Below are 19,378 nucleotides of genomic sequence, written 5' to 3' on the forward strand. Positions count from 1 at the left end.
CCAGGAGCCGCCGCCGCGGCATCCGTCGGCGTCGCCGCGTCGGCCGCCGAGGCATCCGCACCCTCGGTCTGAGCGGCGGAGGCGCGCGCGGCGGCGAGCGCCGCCTTCGCCTGAGCGAGCTTCAGAGCGGCCTCGGCCGCCTCTGCTTCGGCCTGCAGTCGGGCCAGTTCCGCGTCGTCGGCAGCAGTCATGGCGCTCAGCCTAGCGACCGGAGCGCCCGCGTTCACGGGTGAGCGCGGGCGTGAACAGCGCCGCCACCACGAGGGCCCCGCCGAGACCGGCGAGCGTGCCGCCGACGGTGTCGGTGAACCAGTGCGCGTGCACCTCGGTACGGCTGAACGCCATCGCGAACACCCACGCCGCCCCGACGATCGCGACCCACACCCGCGGCACGATCACGACCGCGATCACGGCGAGCGTCGCGGCGTTGGCGGTGTGGCCCGACGGGTACGACCCGTGGTCCGAGACGACGATCATCTCTTCGGGCCGCGCGCGGCCGAACATCGCCTTCAGCATCTGCACCACGAGGGCGCTCCCCGCCGAGGCGCACAGCGCGAACAGCGCGCCCCACGGCCGCCGCACGGCCAGCAGGATCGCGGCGACCCCGAGCGGCACCACGAACGTGGCGAACCACCCGCCGCCGAGAAAGTTCAACGCGAGCGAGAGCGGCTGCAGGAACGAGAACACGTCGACGAACGAGTTCCACCACTCGTCGACGTCGATGTCGGCCTCGAGGGTGATCTGCACGCCGAGCCCGATCGCGAGCACGATCAGCACCAGGCCGATCACGAGGCGTTGCGAACCCGTCGTGATGACGTCGTCGTCGAGCGGTGCGGCCATCGCCCCATTGTGCACGACCGCCGGACGCCGCGAGGGCGAGCTGCGCTCAGGGCGCGAGGCGCTCCACGGTGCGCGGGCGCACGATCAGCCACAGCGACAGGCATCCGATCACGGCGCAGCCGACCATCACCGACGCCATCGTGGTGGCGGTGATGCCGGCGTCGCGGGCGATCCACCCGACGATCGGCGAGATGAGGCCGGCGACGCCGAAGTTGCACGCGCCGATGATGGATGCCGCGGTGCCGGCGGCGGCGCCGTGCCGGTCCAGGGCCAGCACCTGCACGCACGGGAACGTGAATCCGCACGCGGTCATGAAGACGAACAGCGCCGCCATCGTGGGCCACAGGCCGAGGCCGAGCTGGTCGAAGACGATGATCGCCAGCGACGCGAGCACCAGCACGGCGGTCGAGAAGGCGAGCACCCACTGCGGCCCGAACCGCGCGGCGAGCCGCGAGGCGGTCTGCACGCCGAGGACGACACCCAGTGAGTTGACGGCGAAGAGCATGCCGTACTGCTGGGCGTCGAAGCCGTAGCCCTCCTGGAAGAGGAAGGACGACGAGGAGAGATACGAGAACAGCCCCGAGAACGTCATGCCGCCGATGATCAGCACGCCGATGAACACCCGGTCGCTGAAGACGCTGCGGTACCGCTGCAGCACCGTCGCTCCCCCGGCCGCGCCGCGGCGGGCCTTGGGCAGCGTCTCGGGAACGAGCGCGATCGCCGAGACCAGCATGACGAAGCCGTACACCGCGAGCACGACGAAGATGCCGCGCCACGGCATGACCGCCAGCAGCGCCGACCCGATGAGCGGGGCGATCACGGGCGCCACCCCCGAGACGAGGGCGAGCCGGCTCAGCATGACGACGAGGCGCCGCCCGCCGAACAGGTCGCGCACGATCGCCATCGCGACCACGCCGCCCGCCGCGGCGCCCATTCCCATGAGCACCCGCGCGACGGCGAGGAGCGTCAGGTCGGGGGCGAGGGCCGCGCCGACACTCGCGATCACGTGCAGCGCCGTGACGGCCAGCAGCGGGCGTCGCCTGCCCACCTTGTCGCTCAGCGGCCCGACGATCAGCTGTCCGAGCGCGAACCCGATCATCGTGCCGGTGAGTGTCAACTGGATGGCCGCGGCGGTCGTGTGGAAGTCCTGCTGCAGCACCGGGAAGGCGGGAAGGTACAGGTCGATCGTGAACGGTCCGAGCGCGGTGAGCGCCCCGAGCAGGATGATGTAGACGACGCGACGACCCGCCCCGATGGCGTCACCCGGGTGCAGCACGATGGGCGCGGTCGCGGGATTCGCGCCGAGCGTGCGGATCGCACCGGTCGGCGAAGACGACGACGGCGCCCCCGCGCTGCGGGGGGAGGTCGTCGGGATCGAAGCTGTGTCGCGCACGGGGTCCCGTCGTTCGAAACGATTCGGCAAAACCTGTCCATCGTATCGTGCGCCGCCGCGCCCCCGCCCTGCCTGCGCCGCCTCCCGGCCCCACTACCCATCCCGCCGCATAGAATCGGAGCGTCCCTCCCGCCGCCGCGGGCCGCACCCCGAGCCGAGATCACGCACATGACCCCGACCTCTTCCGGCAAGCGTCAGAGCGGAAACCCCGCCACGCAGGCCGCGATCGATCTGACCGTCAAGCAGCAGCGCGAACAGCAGAAGCAGCAGAAGCTCGCCGAGTACGAGCGCGGCCTCGCCCGGCGCCGCCGCAGCCGCCTCACCTGGTGGATCGTGGGTTCGACCGCCGCCCTCGTCGTGATCGGGCTCGTCGCGGCATCCATCATCTTCGCGCCGAAACCCGCGACCTACGACGCCGGCGGCACGGGTGCCGAGATCGAGGGCGTCGAGACGTTCACGAACGAGACGAAGCACGTCGCGGGAACCGTCGACTACCCGCAGAATCCCCCCGCGGGCGGGCCGCACAACCAGTACTGGCTCAACTGCGGCGTGTACGACCAGCCGCAGCAGAACGAGAACGCGGTGCACTCGCTCGAGCACGGCGCCGTCTGGGTCACCTACGACGCGTCGCGGGTGAGCGGCGACGAGCTGGCCACCCTGACCTCGCACCTGCCGTCGAGCTACGCGATCCTCTCGCCGTACGAGGGCCTGCCGAGCCCGATCGTGCTGTCCGCGTGGAACGCGCAGCTGAAGCTCGACAGCGCCTCCGACCCGCGCATCGGCGAGTTCTTCGAGGAGTACTGGCGCAGCCAGAACGTGCCCGAGCCCGGCGCCGCGTGCACCGGCGCCATCGACGGGCCCGGCAAGACGTCGTGACCTCGGCGCCCGGGGCCGCGCCCGCAGAACGCACCGGCCGCAGCCTGCCGCCGTGGTGGGCGGTGCTGCTCGTGGCGATCGCCGTGGCGGGGGTCGCCTTCGCGATCGGCCGGTTCACGACGTTCGCCGCCGCCCCGGCCACGCCCGGCACCGACTCACCCGAGGCGGGGTTCGCCCGCGACATGCAGGTGCACCACGGCCAGGCGGTCGAGATGGCGATGGACATCTACCGCACCACCGAGAACGACGACGTGCGGGTGCTCGCCTACGACATCGCGACCACCCAGTCGGCGCAGAAGGGCGAGTTCTACGACTGGCTCGTGAAGTGGAACCTGCCCCAGCGCGGCGCCCCGCTCATGTCCTGGATGCAGGGGTGGACGGATGCCTCGGGCTCCGATCACGAGCACGGCGGCGGGTCCGCGCCGGCATCCGAGGCCGAGCTCATGACCCAGATGGGGATGGCGAGCGCCGCCGACCTCGCCCAGCTGCGCGCCGAGTCGGGCACCGCCGCCGACTGCACGTTCCTGCGGCTGATGATCCGCCACCACGAGGGCGCGCTGCCGATGGCGCAGGCGCTGCTCGACCTCGGTCACGAGCCGCGCGCCCTGCAGGCCGCCGCCTCGACCCGCGCCACCCAGTCGGCCGAGATCGAGCTCATGACGAGCCTGCGCGCGGGCCTCGCCTGCACCGACTGACGCGCCGCCCTCGCACCGGCGCCGCCCTCACCCGGCGTGCAGCCCTCACCCGGGGCCACCCTCACCCGGCGTGCAGCACCGGGCGGAAGAAGCGCCCGGCCGGGGGCGCCCACAGCGCGATGAGCACGAGCAGGTAGACCACGATCTGCGCCGCCGCCCACCAGCTCCACTCCCGCGCGAGGGCGAGGGTCCACGCCTGCAGCACGATCAGCGCGGCGGCGAGGAGCGTGACGAACAGGCGGGACAGTCCGCTCCCCCGCGACAGCCCCGCCGCGGCGGCGACCGAGAGCAGTCCGAACAGGATGATCCCGGCGCCGACGAGCGAGACGATCACGACGAGGTCGGCGGGCACCTCATAGCGGCTCAGCAGGAACAGCACGCCGAACATCGCGCTCGCGAGCCCGCCGAGGTAGACCGCCACGACCGCGAGGGTCACCGGAACCGGAGGGGATACCGCCTGCGGATGCGGCACCGTCGGGTGCGCGGAGGCGTCGACGAGCGTGCGGGCGACGTAGCGGCGCTGCACGAGCCGCACGATCTCGATCAGGCACACCGCCACCAGGCACGCGCCGGTCACGAGCACCGCGGTCACCGGTCCCGGGTCGACGAGGAGGAAGAACGCCCGCGCGAGCGGCACCGTGAAGATCACGATCAGCGCGACGAACATCGCCCCGACGACGGCCCCCTTATAGCGGTTGAGCGGGCGGGCGAGCACACCGAGGATCCAGATTCCGACGACGGCGAGCACGATCGTCGCGCCCGTGCGCACCTCGTCGATGCCGATGCCCTGCGGGCGCTCGAGCAGCGTGTACGTCGTGATCGTCGCGGCCACGACGATTCCCGCCGGGATTGCGAAGCTCAGCGAGCGGCGGAGGAACCCCGGGACGTAGCGCTGGGCGTTCGGCATGAGCGCGAGGAAGAACGCGGGGATGCCGATCGTCAGCCCGTCGGTGATAGACAGCTGCCGCGGCAGGAACGGGAACTCCAGCACCAGGATTCCGAACAGCACCGCCAGCAGGGTCGCGTAGACGGTCTTGGTGAGGAAGAGCATCGAGACGCGTTCGATGTTCGCGATGACCTGACGTCCCTCGGCGACGACGTCGGGCAGGTGCGAGATCCTGTCGTCGAGCAGCACGATGCGCGCGACGGCCTTGGTCGCTGCCGATCCCGAGTTCATCGCGATCCCCATGTCGGCGGTCTTGATCGCGAGCGCGTCGTTGACACCGTCGCCGGTCATCGCGACGGTGTGCCCGCGAGACTGCAGCGCGATGACCATCCGCTTCTTCTGGTCGGGTGTCACCCGCCCGAACACGGTGTGCTCCTCGAACACGTCGGCGAGCGCCTCGTCGTCCCCCGGCAGCGTGCGCGCGTCGAAGCCGTCCGCGACGTCGACGCCGACCTCGCGGGCGATCGCGGCGACGGTGCGCGGGTTGTCGCCCGAGATGATGCGGATGCCGACGCCCTGCTCGCGGAAGTACTCGAGGGTCTGCGCGGCATCGCCGCGCACCTTCTCACGGAACGTGAGCACCGCGACGGCCAACAGCCCCGCGGGGAGCTCTTCCGCGTCGGCGCTCTGCTCGGTCAGCGAGTGCGCGCTGAACCCGAGCACGAGCGTGCGCCGTCCGCTCGACGCGCGCTCGATCACGGCCGCGCCGAGCGGGTCGGCCTCGTCGCCGGCGCGCGCGCCGAAGACCATCTCCGGCGCCCCGAGCACCCACGTGCCCGGCGCGTCGTCGAACGACACCGCGCTCCACTTGCGCGCCGACGAGAACGGGATCGTCAGCGCCGCGCGACGCGGCGGCTCATCCCCGAAGGGCGCGGCGAGCGTGCGGGCGGTGGCGTTGGCATCCGGTGCCGTGCCGTACCAGCCGAGCGTGCGCTGCCAGTCCGGTGCCTGAGCCAGGACGAACGCGTCGCCGTAGACGATGTCGCCCTCGGTGAGGGTGCCCGTCTTGTCGAGGCAGATGACGTCGACCCGGGCGAGCCCCTCGACGGCGGGCAGTTCGTTGACGAGTACCTGCCGCGAGGCGAGGCGCGCGGCGCCGACGGCGAAGGCGATGGATGTCATGAGCACGAGCCCGAGCGGGATCATCGCCGTCACCGACGCGATCGTCGCGGTCAGCGCGTCGACCCACGCGCCGGTCCGCCACGCCTGCCGCCACCCGCCGAGGACCTGCATCTGCGCGTTCAGCACGAGCAGGCCCACCGGCCCGATCGCCCAGCCGACCCAGCCGAGCACGCGGTTGATCGAGTCGCGCAGCTCGGAGCCGACGAGCGAGAACCGCTTCGCCTCGCCCGCGAAGGCGTTGGCGTAAGCATCCGCCCCCACCCGGATCACCTGCGCGTCGCCGTCTCCCCCGACCACGATCGACCCCGACAGCGCCTCGTCACCCGGGTGCTTGTCGACGGCGTCGGCCTCACCGGTCAGCATCGACTCGTCGATCTGCAGCCCGCGCGAGCGCACCACGCGCGCGTCGGCGGCGAGCTGATCGCCCGCCCGCAGCACCAGGATGTCGCCGAGCACGATGTCACCAGGAGCGATCTCGACCTCGGCGCCGCCCCGCCGAACGCGGGCGGTCGACGCGTTGAGCAGGGCGAGCTTGTCGAGCGCGGCCTTGGCCCGGAACTCCTGCAGCGACCCGATCAGGGCGTTGCCGACGGCGGCGAACCCGAAGAGGGCGTCTTGCCAGCGCCCGATGACGAACAGCACGCCGAAGCACGCGAAGACGATGCCGTTGAACGGGGTGAACACGTTCGCGCGGATGATGCTCCACGCGCTCCGGCTCGTCTCGGCGCGATACGCGTTGCCCTGCCCGGCGGCGGCGCGGCGGGCGGCCTCGTCGTCGGTCAGCCCGACATTCGGGTCGACGGCCGGGTCGGGATCATCCGAAACGCCGCCGGGGGTCGCCGCGGTCTGCATGGCATCACCCTAGACCGCGGAGACCCCCGAAACGGGGTGCCGAGCGGCGTCAGCCCTTCGTCGCCCCCGCGAGCAGGCCCCGCACGAAGAATCGCTGCAGCAAGAAGAAGACGATCAGCGGCACGAGGATCGAGATGAACGTGCCCGCCGCCTGCAGGAACCACTGGTCGCCCCACGTGCCCGAGAGCGAGTTGAGCGATTGGGTGATCGGCAGCGACGTCGACGGCGCGAAGATCGTCGCCACGAGCAGGTCGTTCCACACCCAGATGAACTCCAGCACCGCGAACGAGGCGAGGGCGGGAGCGGCGAGCGGGATGATCATGCGCAAGAAGATCTGCCCGTGACCGGCGCCGTCGACGCGAGCAGCCTCGATGAGTTCGCTCGGGATCTCGGCGATGAAGTTGTGCAGCAAGAAAACCGCAAGCGGCAGCGCGAAGATCACGTGGGCGATCCACACGGTCGCAAAGCTGTGCTCGAGACCGCGCAGCTCGAGCGGCGGGAAGATCGTGACGTCGCCGATCGACATGCCGCGCGAGAAGAGGCTCAGCAGCGGTACGAGGGCCATCTGCAGGGGCACGATCTGCAGGGCGAACACCGCGATGAACGCGATGTTCCGACCCGGGAAGTCGATCCACGCGAACGCATACGCGAGCATCGAGGCGACGGCGAGCGCGAAGAACACGACGGGGATCGTGATGGCGAGCGAGTTGATGAACGACTCGCCGAGGGTCAGCGCGGTGCCTCCTGAGGTGAGCGCCGCGCGGTAGTTGTCGAACGTGAACGACGGGTCCGTGAACACCGTCCACCAGCCCGTCGACTGCACGTCGGCGCCCGGCCGGAACGAGGTGACGAAGAGGCCGAACGTCGGGATCGTCCAGAAGAACGCGATCACGAGCGCCGCGATCGTCGCCCCTTTCGAGGTCAGGCGCTTGCGCGCCATCGCCTCGTGCTTGCGCGTGTCGCGCGCGACCTGGCGCGCGGAGCGACCGTCGCCGATCGGTCCGGCGGCTTCGATGACATCCACTCCGGTGCTCATCGGATCTCCCTCTGCTTGCGGATCTGGATGATGTTGAAGACGATCAGCGGCGTCACGAAGATGAACAGCACCACGGCGAGCGCCGCCGAGTGTCCGTAGCTCTGGAACCGCTGCTGCTGGTTGACCATCTCGAAGGCGAGCACCGAGGTGTTCGCCCGGCCACCGGTCATCACCGCGACGATGTCGTAGATCTTCAGCGACGCGATGGCGATGGTGGTGACGACCACGACGATCGACGAGCGGATGCCCGGGACGGTGACGTTGCGGAATCTCTCCCACGCGTTCGCACCGTCGAGCTCTGCCGCCTCGATCTGCTCGGCCGGCACCGCCTTGATCGCGGCGGAGAGGATCACCATCGCAAGGCCGGTCTGGCTCCAGATGAAGACGACCATGAGCAGGAAGCTGTTCACGAGCGGCGTGACGCTCAGCCAGGCGACCGGGTCGCCGCCGAAGGCGGTGACGATCGCGTTCAGGATGCCCAGCTGGTCGCCCTGCCGGTAGTCGTAGACGAACTTCCAGATGATGCCGGCGCCGACGAACGAGATCGCGAAGGGCATGAAGATCAGCACCTTCAGGAACTTCTCACCGCGCGCCCGGTCGATGAACGCCGCGTAGGCGAGCCCCACGACCGTCGCGATCGTCGGGCACACGAGCACCCAGATCAGCGTGTTGACGACCGACCAGAGACCCTCGGGCTGGGTGAAGACCCAGACGTAGTTCTCCATGCCGACGAACTGGTCGCCGGTCTTGTCGTAGAACGACTGGAAGAACGTCGCGATGAACGGGTAGATGAGACCGATCAGCAGCAGCACGACGGCGGGAGCGGCGAACAGCACCAGCTGGAAGAGGTAGCCCGCGCCCTGTCGCGAGCGGTAGTCGAGCCAGAAGAGCACCGCCCCGGCGATCACGGCGATGCCGAAGACGTAGATGAAGGCGCTCTGGTACGGGCGCAGCAGCATGAGCGCGAGCACCGGGATCGCGAAGCAGGCGACCAGCCGGATCCAGAAATAGACCCGGCCCGGCCGCGGCGCGAACTCGATCAGCACGAGGATGATCCCGACCACCGCCGCGAAGATCACGAGGATGATCGGAATCTGCGCGAGCGGGTTCATCGCGCCGAGCCACTGGAACAGCGCGGTCAGCGAGAAGCCGGGGATGACGATCTTGGCCGGGTCTTCGACCGGGGTGCTCAGCAGGAGCAGCACGAAAAGGGCCAGCATGATCGCGAGCCCGACCGTCGCGACGATCGCGGTCGTGCGGCCGGAGTAGCGGCGCCTCGCGCCCTTCGGCGGCGGGGCGTCTTCGGCCGTCCGGGCGGACGGCGCGGTGGTGGTGTCGGTCATCGATACTCTCCGGTACGGCGGCGGACGCGGAATATGAGGCGAGAGTACTGCGGGCGGGGCGCCGGTGTCGGCATCCCGCCCGCAGTGCTCACACGATCGGTCGGATCAGTTGTTGTAGCCGGCCTGGATGTCGGACAGGACCGTGGCCTGGTCCTTGCCGTCGACCCAGTCGACCATGCCCTTCCAGAACGAGCCCGAGCCGACGGTGGCCGGCATGAGGTCGGACGCGTCGAAGCGCACGGTGGTGTTCGGGTCTTGCAGCAGCTTCATCGCCTCGACGAGGAACTCGCTCGACGCCTTGTTCGGGTCGGCCTTGAGGTTCGCCGAGATCGCGCCGCCCTCGCTGACGCGGGCGTCGGCGAACTCGGGGCTCGACATGAACGCGAGCACCTTCTTGGTGGCGTCGCTGTCGGAGAACCCGGCGACGAACTCGCCGCCGACCTCGATCGTGGCCGCGCCTTCCTTGTAGCCCGGCAGCACGAACGCGTAGACGTCACCGTCGGGGGCGACCTTGGGCGTCTCGCCCGCCGCCGTCTTCACCGTCAAGAAGTTGGCGGTGAGGAACGAGGCCTGGTGCGTCATCGGGCAGGTGCCGTCGGCAACCTTCGCCGCGACATCGCCGAACGCGGTGCTGTTGATGCTCTTGACGTCACCGAAGCCCGCGTTGACGTAGGCCGGGTTCAGCAGGATGTCTCCCACCGCCGTGAACGCGTCGGCGATCGGCTTGTCGGTGAACTTCACCTCGTTGTCGACCCACTGGTCGTAGACCTCGGGGCCCGACTGACGCAGCACGAGGTCTTCGATCCAGTCGGTGCCGGGCCAGCCCGACGCACCGCCCGACTCGAACCCGGCGCACCACGGGGCGGCCCCCGTCTTCTCCTGGATGGTCTTGGTGAGGGTGAGCAGCTCGTCCCACGTCTTCGGAACCTCGACGCCCCACTCCTTGAACTTCGCCGGCGAGTACCAGACGTAGCCCTTGATGTTGGCGAGCATGGGTGCGGAGTAGAACGTGTCGTCGAAGGTGCCGTACTTCTTCCAGTCGGGCGACCAGTTGGCATCCACGTTCTTCTCGACCTCTTCGGGCGCCGGCTTCACATCACCGGTGTCGACGAGGCTCTTCAGCAGACCCGGCTGCGGGACGATCGCGATGTCGGGTGCGTCGCCACCGGTCACCTTCGTGACGATGTTGGACTCAAAGCTCTTGTCGCCGGTGTAGGTGACCTTGACGCCGCTGTCTGCGCTCCAGTCGTCGAACACCTTCTGCAGCGCGTCGGCCTCCGAGCCGGTGATGCCGCCGGCGATGCGGACGGTGCCGCCGGCGTCTCCGCTCGATTCGCCCGAGCTGCTGCCTCCCTCGGCACAGCCGGCGAGCGCCAGTGCGGCGACCCCCGCCACCGCGATCGGCGCCAGAACGTGACGCCACTGTGATGTGCGCATGTGAATCCTCTCTTCGTCGAGTGCATGATCGATCCACGCCGCAGGGCGGCACTTCGGGAACCGATTCCAGATCAAGCTAGGGGATTCTCATGCGATCCACAACGCGAGACAGATCACAACTCGATAACCACCCAAGAAGGATGCCTGAGCCCCGGAATCACGGGCCTGCAAAGGGATGCCACAACCGCCGTCACAATCTGGAATCGGTTCCACTCGACACGCGCGAAAGTGTCTATGATGATGCGCGGCACCGACGAAGATGCCGCAACGAGGAGGGCACCGGCGATGAGGGTCAGCGGGATCGCCGACGTCGCCGCCCGGGCGGGCGTGTCGAAGTCGACGGCCAGCCGCGCGCTCAGCGGCTCCGGCTACGTCTCCCCCGACACCCGTGATCGGGTGCTCGCCGCGGCCGCCGCCCTCGACTACACGCCCTCACGGAACGCCCAGAGCCTCACGACCGGGCGCACCGAGACCGTCGGCGTCGTCTTGCCGTATGTGAACCGGTGGTTCTTCTCCGAGGTGCTCGAGGGCATTCAGCACGCCCTGCTCGAACGCGGTCTCGACCTGACGCTGTACGACGCCAAGCCGGGAACGCCCGGGCGCGCACGCATCTTCAACGACTACCTGGCCCGCAAACGCTTCGACGGGCTCATCGCGGTGGGGCTCGAACCCGAGCGCGAAGAGCTCGAGCGCATGCTCTCGCTCGGCAAGCCGGTCGTCAGCGTGGTCGGCAACGACCCGCGCACGAGCGTCATCGGCGTCGACGACGCCGAGGCCGGCCGCCGCGCGACGCAGCACCTGCTGACGCTCGGGCACCGCGACATCGTGTACCTCGGCGCGACCGGCACCGGTCGCCCGCACGTCGAGTCCGAACGCCTCGCCGGCTACACCGCCGCGATGGGCGAGGCGGGGCTCGGCGATCGTGTGCGGCACGCACCCTCGTCGCTGAGTCTGCCCGACGGCTACGCCGCCGCCGTCGACCTGCTCAGCGACAGCGAGAGGCGGCCCACCGCAATCGTGGCGGCGTGCGACGAGGTCGCGATCGGCGCCATCGTGGCCGCCCGGCGCCTCGGCATCCTCGTTCCCGCACAGTTGAGCGTGATCGGCATCGACGATCACGAGCTGGCCGACATGTTCTCGCTCACGACCCTGCGTCAGGTGCCGCGCGAACAGGGCATCGAAGCGGTCGACCTGCTCGTCGGGCACTTCGAGCGCCCCGACGCCGAACCGGTCACCGTGAAGCTGAAGCCGCGCCTCGTCGTGCGCAGCTCGACGGCCTCGCTCGGCCCCTCGGCTGCCGCGATGGATGCCGGGTGACCGGCCCCACCCGCACATGAAACGAGCCCCCGGGATCCGCAGATCCCAGGGGCTCGAACGCGCGAGGCGTGATTACTTCAGGGTGACCGAAGCGCCGGCCTCTTCGAGGGCAGCCTTGGCCTTCTCGGCGGTCTCCTTGTTGGCGCCTTCGAGGACGGCCTTGGGAGCACCATCGACGACGGCCTTGGCCTCGCCGAGGCCGAGCGAGGTGAGCTCGCGGACGACCTTGATGACCTGGATCTTCTTGTCGCCGGCAGCCTCGAGGATGACGTCGAACGAGTCCTTCTCCTCGGCCTCTTCGGCGGGGGCGCCACCGGCGGGGCCGGCAGCGGCGACCGCGACGGGCGCGGCGGCGGTGACGTCGAAGGTCTCCTCGAACGCCTTCACGAACTCGCTGAGCTCGATGAGGGTGAGCTCCTTGAACTGGTCGAGCAGCTCCTCAGTGCTGAGCTTTGCCATGATTTTCTCCTTGATTGGGGTTCTTCTATGCCGAGGCCGGGGTTCAGGCCTCGGACTCCTTCTTCTCGCGCAGCGCGTCGACCGTGCGAACGGCCTTCGACGGAAGCGCGTTGAAGACGTATGCCGCCTTGGTCAGCGAGGCCTTCATCGCACCGGCGAGCTTCGCCAGCAGGACTTCACGGCTCTCGAGATCGGCGAGCTTGTTCACCTCGTCGGCGGTCAGGGCGGCACCGTCGAAGTACCCGCCCTTGATCACCAGCAGAGGATTCGCCTTGGCGAAGGCACGCAGGCCCTTCGCGACGGCGACCGGGTCGCCGTGCACGAACGCGATGGCAGACGGGCCCTTGAGCTCGTCGTCCAGCCCCTCGACCCCGGCGCGCTGCGCCGCGATCTTGGTCAGCGTGTTCTTCACCACGGCGTACTCCGCGTCCTGACGGATGCTGTTGCGCAGCTCCTTGAGCTGGGCAACCGTCAGACCGCGGTACTCGGTCAGCAGAACGGCGGTCGAGTCCTCGAAATTCTTCGTGAGCTCGGCGACCGATGTTTCCTTCTGCGCCATGGCCACTCCTTATGTCTTGACAGACATGTCTACGAGACGCCCCGCGGAGGCGGGACGTCGCCATCGATGCTGCTCCCCCACAACGCGAAAAAGCTCCGGCGCAAGCGCACGGAGCTTCTGTCCGGTTTCCCGGGAATTCTGTGACACCTGCGCGGGCCCCTGCGATGCAAGGCTTCGTCGACGTTCGCTTGCGCGCACGTCGAGACCAGCGGTCTTTGGCTCCGTCCACTTTACGTCACGACACGGAGCACGGCAAATCGCCGCGGAGGGCATGGGTAGTTCTCCCCACTGCGACAATCGGCGCGCGCCTCTCGGGTTGTGTCCGACGACATGAGGGCGGGTCACCGACCGGCCGGGGAGGGCACCATGCCAGCTCTCAGGGTGGACACCGACGCGATCACGCGCAGCAAAGAGACGTTCTCCGACATCCGCGCCCGACTGGAGGCGGCCGTCGCCGGTTTCGACTCGGTATCGGGCGCTTCGGTGACACAGGAGCAGCTGCGGCACCGCCTCGACGAGCTCGGCTCGTCGTGGGGCGTCGGCATCAAGAAGCTGGGCGAATACGCCGAGGCCGCCGCGTCCGCGCTCTCGGGCGTCGCCGATGCCTTCACCTCCGCCGACGACGAGCTCGCGAAGGCCCTCGAAGAGCGCGCGGCGGACGCCTCGGCATCCACTTCCGGCGGCGCGCACGGCGGGGCCCGCGGATCGGTGACCGCGCAATGAGCGGGTTCGATGCGCTGGGGTTCGATCCGACGCCGGGCGATGTCGGAGTGTTGCGGGGCTTCGTCGCTCAACTCGACCACGGGGTGCAGAGCACCGCTGGCGCGCTCTTCCTCATGGACGACGGCGCAGACACATGGGAGGGGGCCGCGGCCGCGGCCTTCCGCGCGTCGCTCGACAGCGACTTCCGGCCGCAGCTGAGCGATGTCCACGACGCCTTCGTCACGTCGCGCAATGCGCTGTCGGGCTGGGCCGACGAACTCTCGGCGTTCCAGACCCGAGCACGCCAGCTCGAAGAAGAAGCGCGGCTCGCCGCCGGTTCGGTCGCGCGCCGCGCCTCCGAACTCACCCACGCGCGCAACGAGGCATTGGCCGACCCGATCGCCGCGGCCGGATCGTCCGAACTCGCCGACGCCGACCGGCGCGCACGGGCGGCGCAGGCGACCCTCGAAGACGTGCGTCGCCGAGCGCGCGCCCTGCAAGAAGAGGCGAACGGCCGCGCCAACGCCTGCGCGGGGCTGCTCGAGACGGGGATCGCCCGCATCGCCGCCTACGCCGGCAGCGGATGGGACCAGTTCACCTCGTGGCTCGGCGACGTGGGCTCGGCGATCGCCGACGGCTACGAGTGGTTCATGGACAACGTGATGCCGATCCTCGAGGACATCATCGACACCATCGGCCCGATCGTCGCCGTCGTCGCGCTGTTCGTCCCCGCGCTCGGGCCCCTCGCCCTGGGACTTGCGATCGCCTCGGTCGCCATCGATGGGCTGCAGGCGTTGCGTGGTGAGGACGGTGCGGCCGAAGAGTTCTTCATGGGGCTCGCCGGCCTGGCCCTGGGTGGGGCCCTCGGCAAGCTCGGCAAAGCCCTCGGCGACGGCACCCGTCAGGTGCTGGTGCCGACGATCCAAGGCGGTGGCGGAGCGCTGGCGATGGCCGGCGGCGGCACCTCTGCCGCGGCGGGATCGCTCAGCGTCGCCCTGCGCTTCAGTCCCCAGGCGCTCCAGGCCAATACGATGTGGATGGCGACGAAGATGACCGAGGCTCAGGTCGCCGGCAACGACCTCGTGTCGGCTCTCGCCCAGCCGGCCGTGAACCTGGTCGAACGCGGCCGCAACCTCATCCAGGGCAACGGCCCGCGCACCGACCAGGAGCTCGAAGATCGTGACGCAGACTGAGACCCCGGTCGTCTGGCAGCGGGTGCCGCAGGGCTGGATCGAGCTCGCCGCGTTCGCGAACGACGACATCGCCGACCGCTGGTGGCAGGCCTACCTCGCTCCCGCCATCGGCTCGGTCGACTCCGACACGATCGCGCTCATGACCCGCGCCTTCGCGAGCGCCCGCGAGGCGGTGCGCGACACCCCGTACGCGGTGGCGGGCATCTTCCCCTACCTCGTCGACGAGCCGACGGTGTTCTTCATCGGCACCGCGATCCTTCCGGCACCCGAAGACGCCCGTACGGCGCGGACCGTCTCGGGCCTCACCGGTCTCGTCCGATTCACCGACGACCCGCGCACCGAGCCGTTCATCGCCTTGGACGGGCGCGCCGGATCGGCGACGCTCGGCATCGCCGTGCTCGAGGACGGCATCAGCGTCGCCGCGATCACGGGCGAAGTGCCCCTCGCCGTATCGCCAGCAACCTCGACCGCCGAGGCGACGCCGGCGGGGACCGTGTTCGTCGTCGCGCTGAGCCTCGACGCGAACCGCCTCGACGAGTTGGTGCCGTACGCAGCGCTCGCCCTCGACTCGACACGGCTGCTGTCTGCCGACGAGATGCCCGCGCCCTACCCGCCCGAAGACCGGCTGGTCGCCACCGACGCGGAGGACTGACCCGGTGTATCGCATGATCCTCCCCGAGACGCTCCCCGACGTCGCGGTGGCCGAGGCGCACGCCGCGGCGGAGCCCGGCGGATCGGTAGATGTGCGAACGGTGGATGTGCGCCCGGTGGATGCCGATGCCGCCGCAGCACGCACCCGCGCCGACTACGGCCGCGTGTCGCGCTGGGCGCTCGGGCTTCTCGGCACCGCCGGCGCCGCGGTCGCCGTGCTCATCGCGGTCTTCCCGCTGTCGCTCGTGGGCACCGCCGGCACGGGACAGGTGCTCTTCGGTGCGGTCTTCGTCGCGATCGCCCTCGCGATCGGCATCCCGTCCGTCTGGCTGCTGTGGGCTCTGCACCGGTCGGGTCGACGCCTGTCGCGCGCGGCGGGCTACTGGGCCGGCCTGCCGTACCGGCAGGGCCGGCGCTCCCCCACGCGCGGCGACTGGTTCGCGGTGCGGTTCCTCGGGTTCTCGTCCGACCTGTTCCTGAGGCTCATCTGCTCGACCCTGTCGGGGCTCACCGCGATCTTCACCGTCGTCGGCGTGGTCCGCGGCATCGCCACCGGGGCGCCGCTGTGGGAAATCGCCCTCTGGCTCGGCTGGAGCATTCTGTTCCTCGCCGTCTGCGGCGGACAGTTCTGGGGCGTGCAGCGCGTGCAGAACGGCTACCTCGCGCGCGACCCGGCGAGCCTCACCCGCGGGCGCTGAGCGAAACCGCGTCGCGCCGGGTGTCGGCGCGCGAGCACCCGCGACGCGGGTTAGCCTCGATGTCATGAGTCCGGAGGCGATCGCGCAGCTTGCACCGGAACTGGCCTCTCGCATCGTCGCCGACTCGCGCGACCGCGTCGGCTGGATGCGGGCTCGCTCGCGCGGCATCACCGCCACCGATGTCGCCCAGCTGACGAGCCACACGTCGATCGCGCGCGCCGCCGACGCGAAACTCGGTGCCGGCCGGGGCTTCTCGGGCAACGCATACACCGACCACGGCCGGCGGCGCGAGCCCGAGATCGCGGCCTGGGTGGCGGCGACCCATGGCATCCACCCCTCGTCGGCGCTCTTCCACGCCGTCGTCGAGAAGCGTCACCTCGCGACCCCCGACGGCATCGCGGTGGATGCCGCGGGGCGCGTGAGCCTCGCCGAGATCAAGACCACGAACAAGACGTGGCGCTCGATCCCCCGCACCTACCTGCGCCAGGTGTGGTGGCAGCAGCACGTGCTGGGCGCCGAGCGCACGCTCGTCGTGTGGGAGGAGCACGATGGGTTCGTCCCGGTCGGCGACGAGCCCCGCTGCGCCTGGGTCGACCGCGACGAGCGCGAGATCGGCCAGCTCGTGCGCCTCGCGACCGAACTGATCGACGAGCTGTACCGGCGCACCGTCCTGCGGCACGCCCAGGAGCGAGGCGGCCAGGCTCCCGGCGCCGCTCCCGCGCCGCGCCCGCGCGAGCCGTATCGCGCCCTCGCCCTCAGCGACTGAGCGGCTTACCGACTGACCGGCTGACGCCGTGGCGATTCGCCCTGTCCGCGGGGATGGTTGACACAGATCAACCACGGGCTTACAGTTGACCGATCTCAACCGTTGACGTCGATCAACGACCCGCCCGTCGGCACCGCAGCCCTCCTCGCAAAGGAACACCCATGTCCGTCACGCCTTCCGACGCCGTCGCGAAGCCCCGCATGAACCACCGCCAGGTACTCGAGGCCCTCTCCGGCCTCATCCTCGGCATGTTCGTGTCGATGCTCGCCTCGACCGTCGTCTCGACCTCGCTCCCCGTCATCATCCACGACCTCGACGGCAACCAGACCGCGTTCACCTGGGTCGTCACGGCGACGCTCCTCACCACCGCGATCTCGACGCCCATCTGGGGCAAGCTCGCCGACCTCACGAACCGCAAGGTGCTCTACCAGCTCGCGATCGTGATCTTCGTGCTGGCGACGGCCGCGGCCGGCTTCGCGCAGAGCCCCGAGTGGCTGATCGCGTGCCGTGCGGTGCAGGGCATCGGCGCGGGCGGTCTCGCCGCCCTCAGCCAAGTGCTCATGGCCGACATCATCTCGCCGCGCGAGCGCGGGCGTTACATGGGTCTGTTCGGCGGCGTCATGGCGCTCGCCACGATCGGTGGCCCGCTGCTCGGCGGCATGATCACAGATGCCTGGGGCTGGCGTTGGAACTTCTTCGTGGCCCTTCCGGTCGCGATCGTCGCGCTCATCCTCGTGCAGGCGACGCTGCACGTTCCCGTGCGCCCGAAGAAGAAGACGACGATCGACTACCTCGGCATCGTGCTGCTCTCGGTCTCGGTGTCGCTGCTGCTCATCTGGGTCACGAACGCCGGCACCACGAAGGGCGGCGACTGGGGAGACGTCGCGAACAACAACGACTGGTGGAGCCTGTCGACGGTGCTGATGGTGGGCGGCTCGCTGCTCGCCGCGATCCTCTTCGTCATCGTCGAGCTGCGCTCGAAAGAGCCCCTCATCCCCCTGACGCTCTTCCGCAACCGCACCTTCACCCTGTCGGTCATCGCCTCGATCGCCACCGGCATCGCGATGTTCGGCGCGTCGGTGTTCCTCAGCCAGTACATGCAGCTCGCCCGGGGCGCGACGCCCACCGAGGCCGGCCTCATGACGATCCCGATGATCGGCGGCCTGCTGATCTCGTCGATCGGCGTCGGAGCCCTCGTCACGAAGTACGGCAGCTGGAAGCCGTACCTCATCGTCGGCTCGGTGCTGCTGGCCGCCGGCTCGGCGCTGCTGTCGACGATCCACTACGACACCGACTTCTTCCTCGTGTCGGTGTACATGTTCCTCCTCGGTGCGGGCGTCGGCATGACCATGCAGAACCTCGTGCTGGTGGTGCAGAACCAGACGCGGCCGGAACAGATCGGTGTGGCCAGCTCGGGTGTCACCTTCTTCCGCAGCCTCGGCGGCACGATCGGCGTCTCGGTGATGGGCGCCGCGCTCGCGGCGCGCGTGATCGACCTGGTCGCCGAGCGCAAAGACGACATCACCGCGGCGATCATGAGGCTCGGCGACAAGGCGCAGTACTGGGCTGACCAGCTGCAGTCGGGTGCGCTGCCGCGCGTCGCCGACATGCCCGAGGCGCTGCGGGTGATCTTCGAAGACATCTACGCGAACGGCATCTCGCACTCGTTCCTCATCGCCGTGCCGTTCGCCGTGATCTCGCTGCTGGCGATCGTGTTCCTGCCCAACAAGCCGCTGACCACGATGACCACGACCGAGCGGCTCGAGGCGGGCGAGGCCGACCTCGCCACCGTCTCGGTGCCCGAGGCGATGGCGACCCTCACCGCGACGGGCTCGGCGCGCACGGTGGATGCCGGTGACGCGCCCGCCTCCGAGACGCACTCCACGCGTTCGTCATGACCTCCGATGAACTCCAGGCCCGCACCGACGCGGTGCGGGCCCTGGAGGCCCAGTTCGGCGAGCTGATCAACCGCATGCGCCGGCACCTGAACGAGAACGCCCAGCGGGTGAGCCCCGGCATGCTCCCCGGGGCATACAAGGTGTTCAGCACGATCGCGGGGCGCGGCCGTATCGCGCAATCGACGCTCGGCGATGTGCTCATGGTCGACAAGGGCCAGCTCAGCCGCACCGTGCGCGAGCTCGAGCAGCTGGGACTCATCCAGCGCGAGCCCGACCCCGACGACGGGCGCGCGAGCATCCTCTCCCCCACGCCGCTCGGCATCGAACGCCTCGCCGCGGCGCGCGCCCCGCAGGAGCAGACCCTGATCGGGACTCTCCGCGACTGGCCGCTCGATGACATCCACAACCTCACCCGGCTGCTGCACGCGCTCGCGAGCGGAGCTCTTCCCGGCGGCGACGCTCCCCCGCTGCCCGGTGACGACCCGGCGGCGCGGAGCCTTCTCGACCCGGTAGCACCGGCGTAACACGGCGGAGACAATCGCAGGGTTGACTGGGGGCACCCGGGCATCCCGCCGGCGCCGTCGACTCGCTACCG

General features: G+C 69.9%; 18 protein-coding genes and 1 pseudogene. 10 read left to right on the plus strand and 9 right to left on the minus strand.

The genetic code is table 11. From position 1 onward, the window contains the following. The 3 genes and pseudogenes from G3N18_RS09420 to G3N18_RS09430 all read right to left on the minus strand — a co-directional run. Positions 1-191, minus strand: a pseudogene (locus G3N18_RS09420) (hypothetical protein); the annotation flags it as partial. A 10-nt stretch (positions 192-201) separates the two neighbouring features. Next, positions 202-840: a phosphatase PAP2 family protein gene (locus tag G3N18_RS09425; RefSeq protein WP_196384031.1), complete on the minus strand. Its 639-nt coding sequence runs from the start codon at positions 838-840 to the stop codon at positions 202-204. Between the two features lie 46 nt (positions 841-886). Then, positions 887-2,233, minus strand: a complete 1,347-nt coding sequence (locus tag G3N18_RS09430) for a multidrug effflux MFS transporter (protein ID WP_196384032.1) — start codon at positions 2,231-2,233, stop codon at positions 887-889. 168 nt (positions 2,234-2,401) lie between these two features. On the opposite strand from G3N18_RS09430, the gene G3N18_RS09435 reads away from it, so the two are divergent. Further along, the gene (locus tag G3N18_RS09435; RefSeq protein ID WP_196384033.1) at positions 2,402-3,109 is read left to right on the plus strand and encodes a DUF3105 domain-containing protein; all 708 of its coding nucleotides are present in this window, start codon (positions 2,402-2,404) and stop codon (positions 3,107-3,109) included. Beyond that, complete coding sequence (locus G3N18_RS09440) at positions 3,106-3,804, plus strand: DUF305 domain-containing protein (protein WP_196384034.1); 699 nt, start codon at positions 3,106-3,108, stop codon at positions 3,802-3,804. Before G3N18_RS09435 ends, G3N18_RS09440 begins: the two co-directional genes overlap by 4 nt. A gap of 61 nt (positions 3,805-3,865) precedes the next feature. Here the strand turns inward: G3N18_RS09440 and G3N18_RS09445 are convergent, their stop codons facing one another. The 4 genes from G3N18_RS09445 to G3N18_RS09460 form a co-directional block, all read right to left on the minus strand. Beyond that, a complete protein-coding gene (locus tag G3N18_RS09445; protein ID WP_196384035.1) occupies positions 3,866-6,724 on the minus strand; it encodes an HAD-IC family P-type ATPase in 2,859 nt (952 codons plus the stop codon). Positions 6,725-6,773: 49 nt separating this feature from the next. Further along, a complete protein-coding gene (locus G3N18_RS09450) occupies positions 6,774-7,760 on the minus strand; it encodes a carbohydrate ABC transporter permease (protein WP_196384036.1) in 987 nt (328 codons plus the stop codon). Next, positions 7,757-9,103, minus strand: a complete 1,347-nt coding sequence (locus G3N18_RS09455; RefSeq protein WP_196384037.1) for a carbohydrate ABC transporter permease — start codon at positions 9,101-9,103, stop codon at positions 7,757-7,759. The genes G3N18_RS09450 and G3N18_RS09455 overlap by 4 nt, the downstream gene beginning before the upstream one ends. Positions 9,104-9,208: 105 nt before the next feature. After that, positions 9,209-10,540 carry an ABC transporter substrate-binding protein gene (locus G3N18_RS09460; protein ID WP_196384038.1) on the minus strand — a complete coding sequence of 444 codons (1,332 nt, stop codon included), beginning with the start codon at positions 10,538-10,540 and terminating at the stop codon, positions 9,209-9,211. 285 nt (positions 10,541-10,825) lie between these two features. On the opposite strand from G3N18_RS09460, the gene G3N18_RS09465 reads away from it, so the two are divergent. Then, the gene (locus tag G3N18_RS09465; protein ID WP_196384039.1) at positions 10,826-11,857 is read left to right on the plus strand and encodes a LacI family DNA-binding transcriptional regulator; all 1,032 of its coding nucleotides are present in this window, start codon (positions 10,826-10,828) and stop codon (positions 11,855-11,857) included. Between the two features lie 72 nt (positions 11,858-11,929). Here the strand turns inward: G3N18_RS09465 and rplL are convergent, their stop codons facing one another. Then, a complete protein-coding gene (gene rplL / locus G3N18_RS09470) occupies positions 11,930-12,316 on the minus strand; it encodes a 50S ribosomal protein L7/L12 (RefSeq protein WP_196384040.1) in 387 nt (128 codons plus the stop codon). A 43-nt stretch (positions 12,317-12,359) separates the two neighbouring features. After that, the gene (rplJ, locus tag G3N18_RS09475) at positions 12,360-12,875 is read right to left on the minus strand and encodes a 50S ribosomal protein L10 (protein WP_196384041.1); all 516 of its coding nucleotides are present in this window, start codon (positions 12,873-12,875) and stop codon (positions 12,360-12,362) included. Positions 12,876-13,241: 366 nt separating this feature from the next. On the opposite strand from rplJ, the gene G3N18_RS09480 reads away from it, so the two are divergent. The 7 genes from G3N18_RS09480 (at position 13,242) to G3N18_RS09510 (ending at position 19,307) form a co-directional block, all read left to right on the plus strand. Then, positions 13,242-13,598, plus strand: coding sequence for a hypothetical protein (locus G3N18_RS09480; RefSeq protein ID WP_196384042.1), 357 nt, complete (start codon positions 13,242-13,244; stop codon positions 13,596-13,598). Next, positions 13,595-14,770 carry a hypothetical protein gene (locus G3N18_RS09485; protein ID WP_196384043.1) on the plus strand — a complete coding sequence of 392 codons (1,176 nt, stop codon included), beginning with the start codon at positions 13,595-13,597 and terminating at the stop codon, positions 14,768-14,770. The genes G3N18_RS09480 and G3N18_RS09485 overlap by 4 nt, the downstream gene beginning before the upstream one ends. Further along, complete coding sequence (locus G3N18_RS09490; RefSeq protein WP_196384044.1) at positions 14,757-15,422, plus strand: hypothetical protein; 666 nt, start codon at positions 14,757-14,759, stop codon at positions 15,420-15,422. The genes G3N18_RS09485 and G3N18_RS09490 overlap by 14 nt, the downstream gene beginning before the upstream one ends. A gap of 13 nt (positions 15,423-15,435) precedes the next feature. Continuing rightward, the gene (locus tag G3N18_RS09495; RefSeq protein WP_196384045.1) at positions 15,436-16,119 is read left to right on the plus strand and encodes a hypothetical protein; all 684 of its coding nucleotides are present in this window, start codon (positions 15,436-15,438) and stop codon (positions 16,117-16,119) included. A 64-nt stretch (positions 16,120-16,183) separates the two neighbouring features. Next, positions 16,184-16,885, plus strand: a complete 702-nt coding sequence (locus G3N18_RS09500) for a YqaJ viral recombinase family protein (RefSeq protein ID WP_196384046.1) — start codon at positions 16,184-16,186, stop codon at positions 16,883-16,885. Between the two features lie 161 nt (positions 16,886-17,046). Next, entirely contained in the window at positions 17,047-18,783 is a 1,737-nt protein-coding gene (locus G3N18_RS09505; RefSeq protein WP_196384047.1) for an MDR family MFS transporter, read from the plus strand. Continuing rightward, positions 18,780-19,307: a MarR family winged helix-turn-helix transcriptional regulator gene (locus G3N18_RS09510; protein WP_196323915.1), complete on the plus strand. Its 528-nt coding sequence runs from the start codon at positions 18,780-18,782 to the stop codon at positions 19,305-19,307. Before G3N18_RS09505 ends, G3N18_RS09510 begins: the two co-directional genes overlap by 4 nt. Positions 19,308-19,378: the final 71 nt, after the last annotated feature.

It is taken from the genome of Microbacterium paulum (assembly GCF_015707995.1).
In the GTDB taxonomy this organism is placed as follows: domain Bacteria; phylum Actinomycetota; class Actinomycetes; order Actinomycetales; family Microbacteriaceae; genus Microbacterium; species Microbacterium paulum.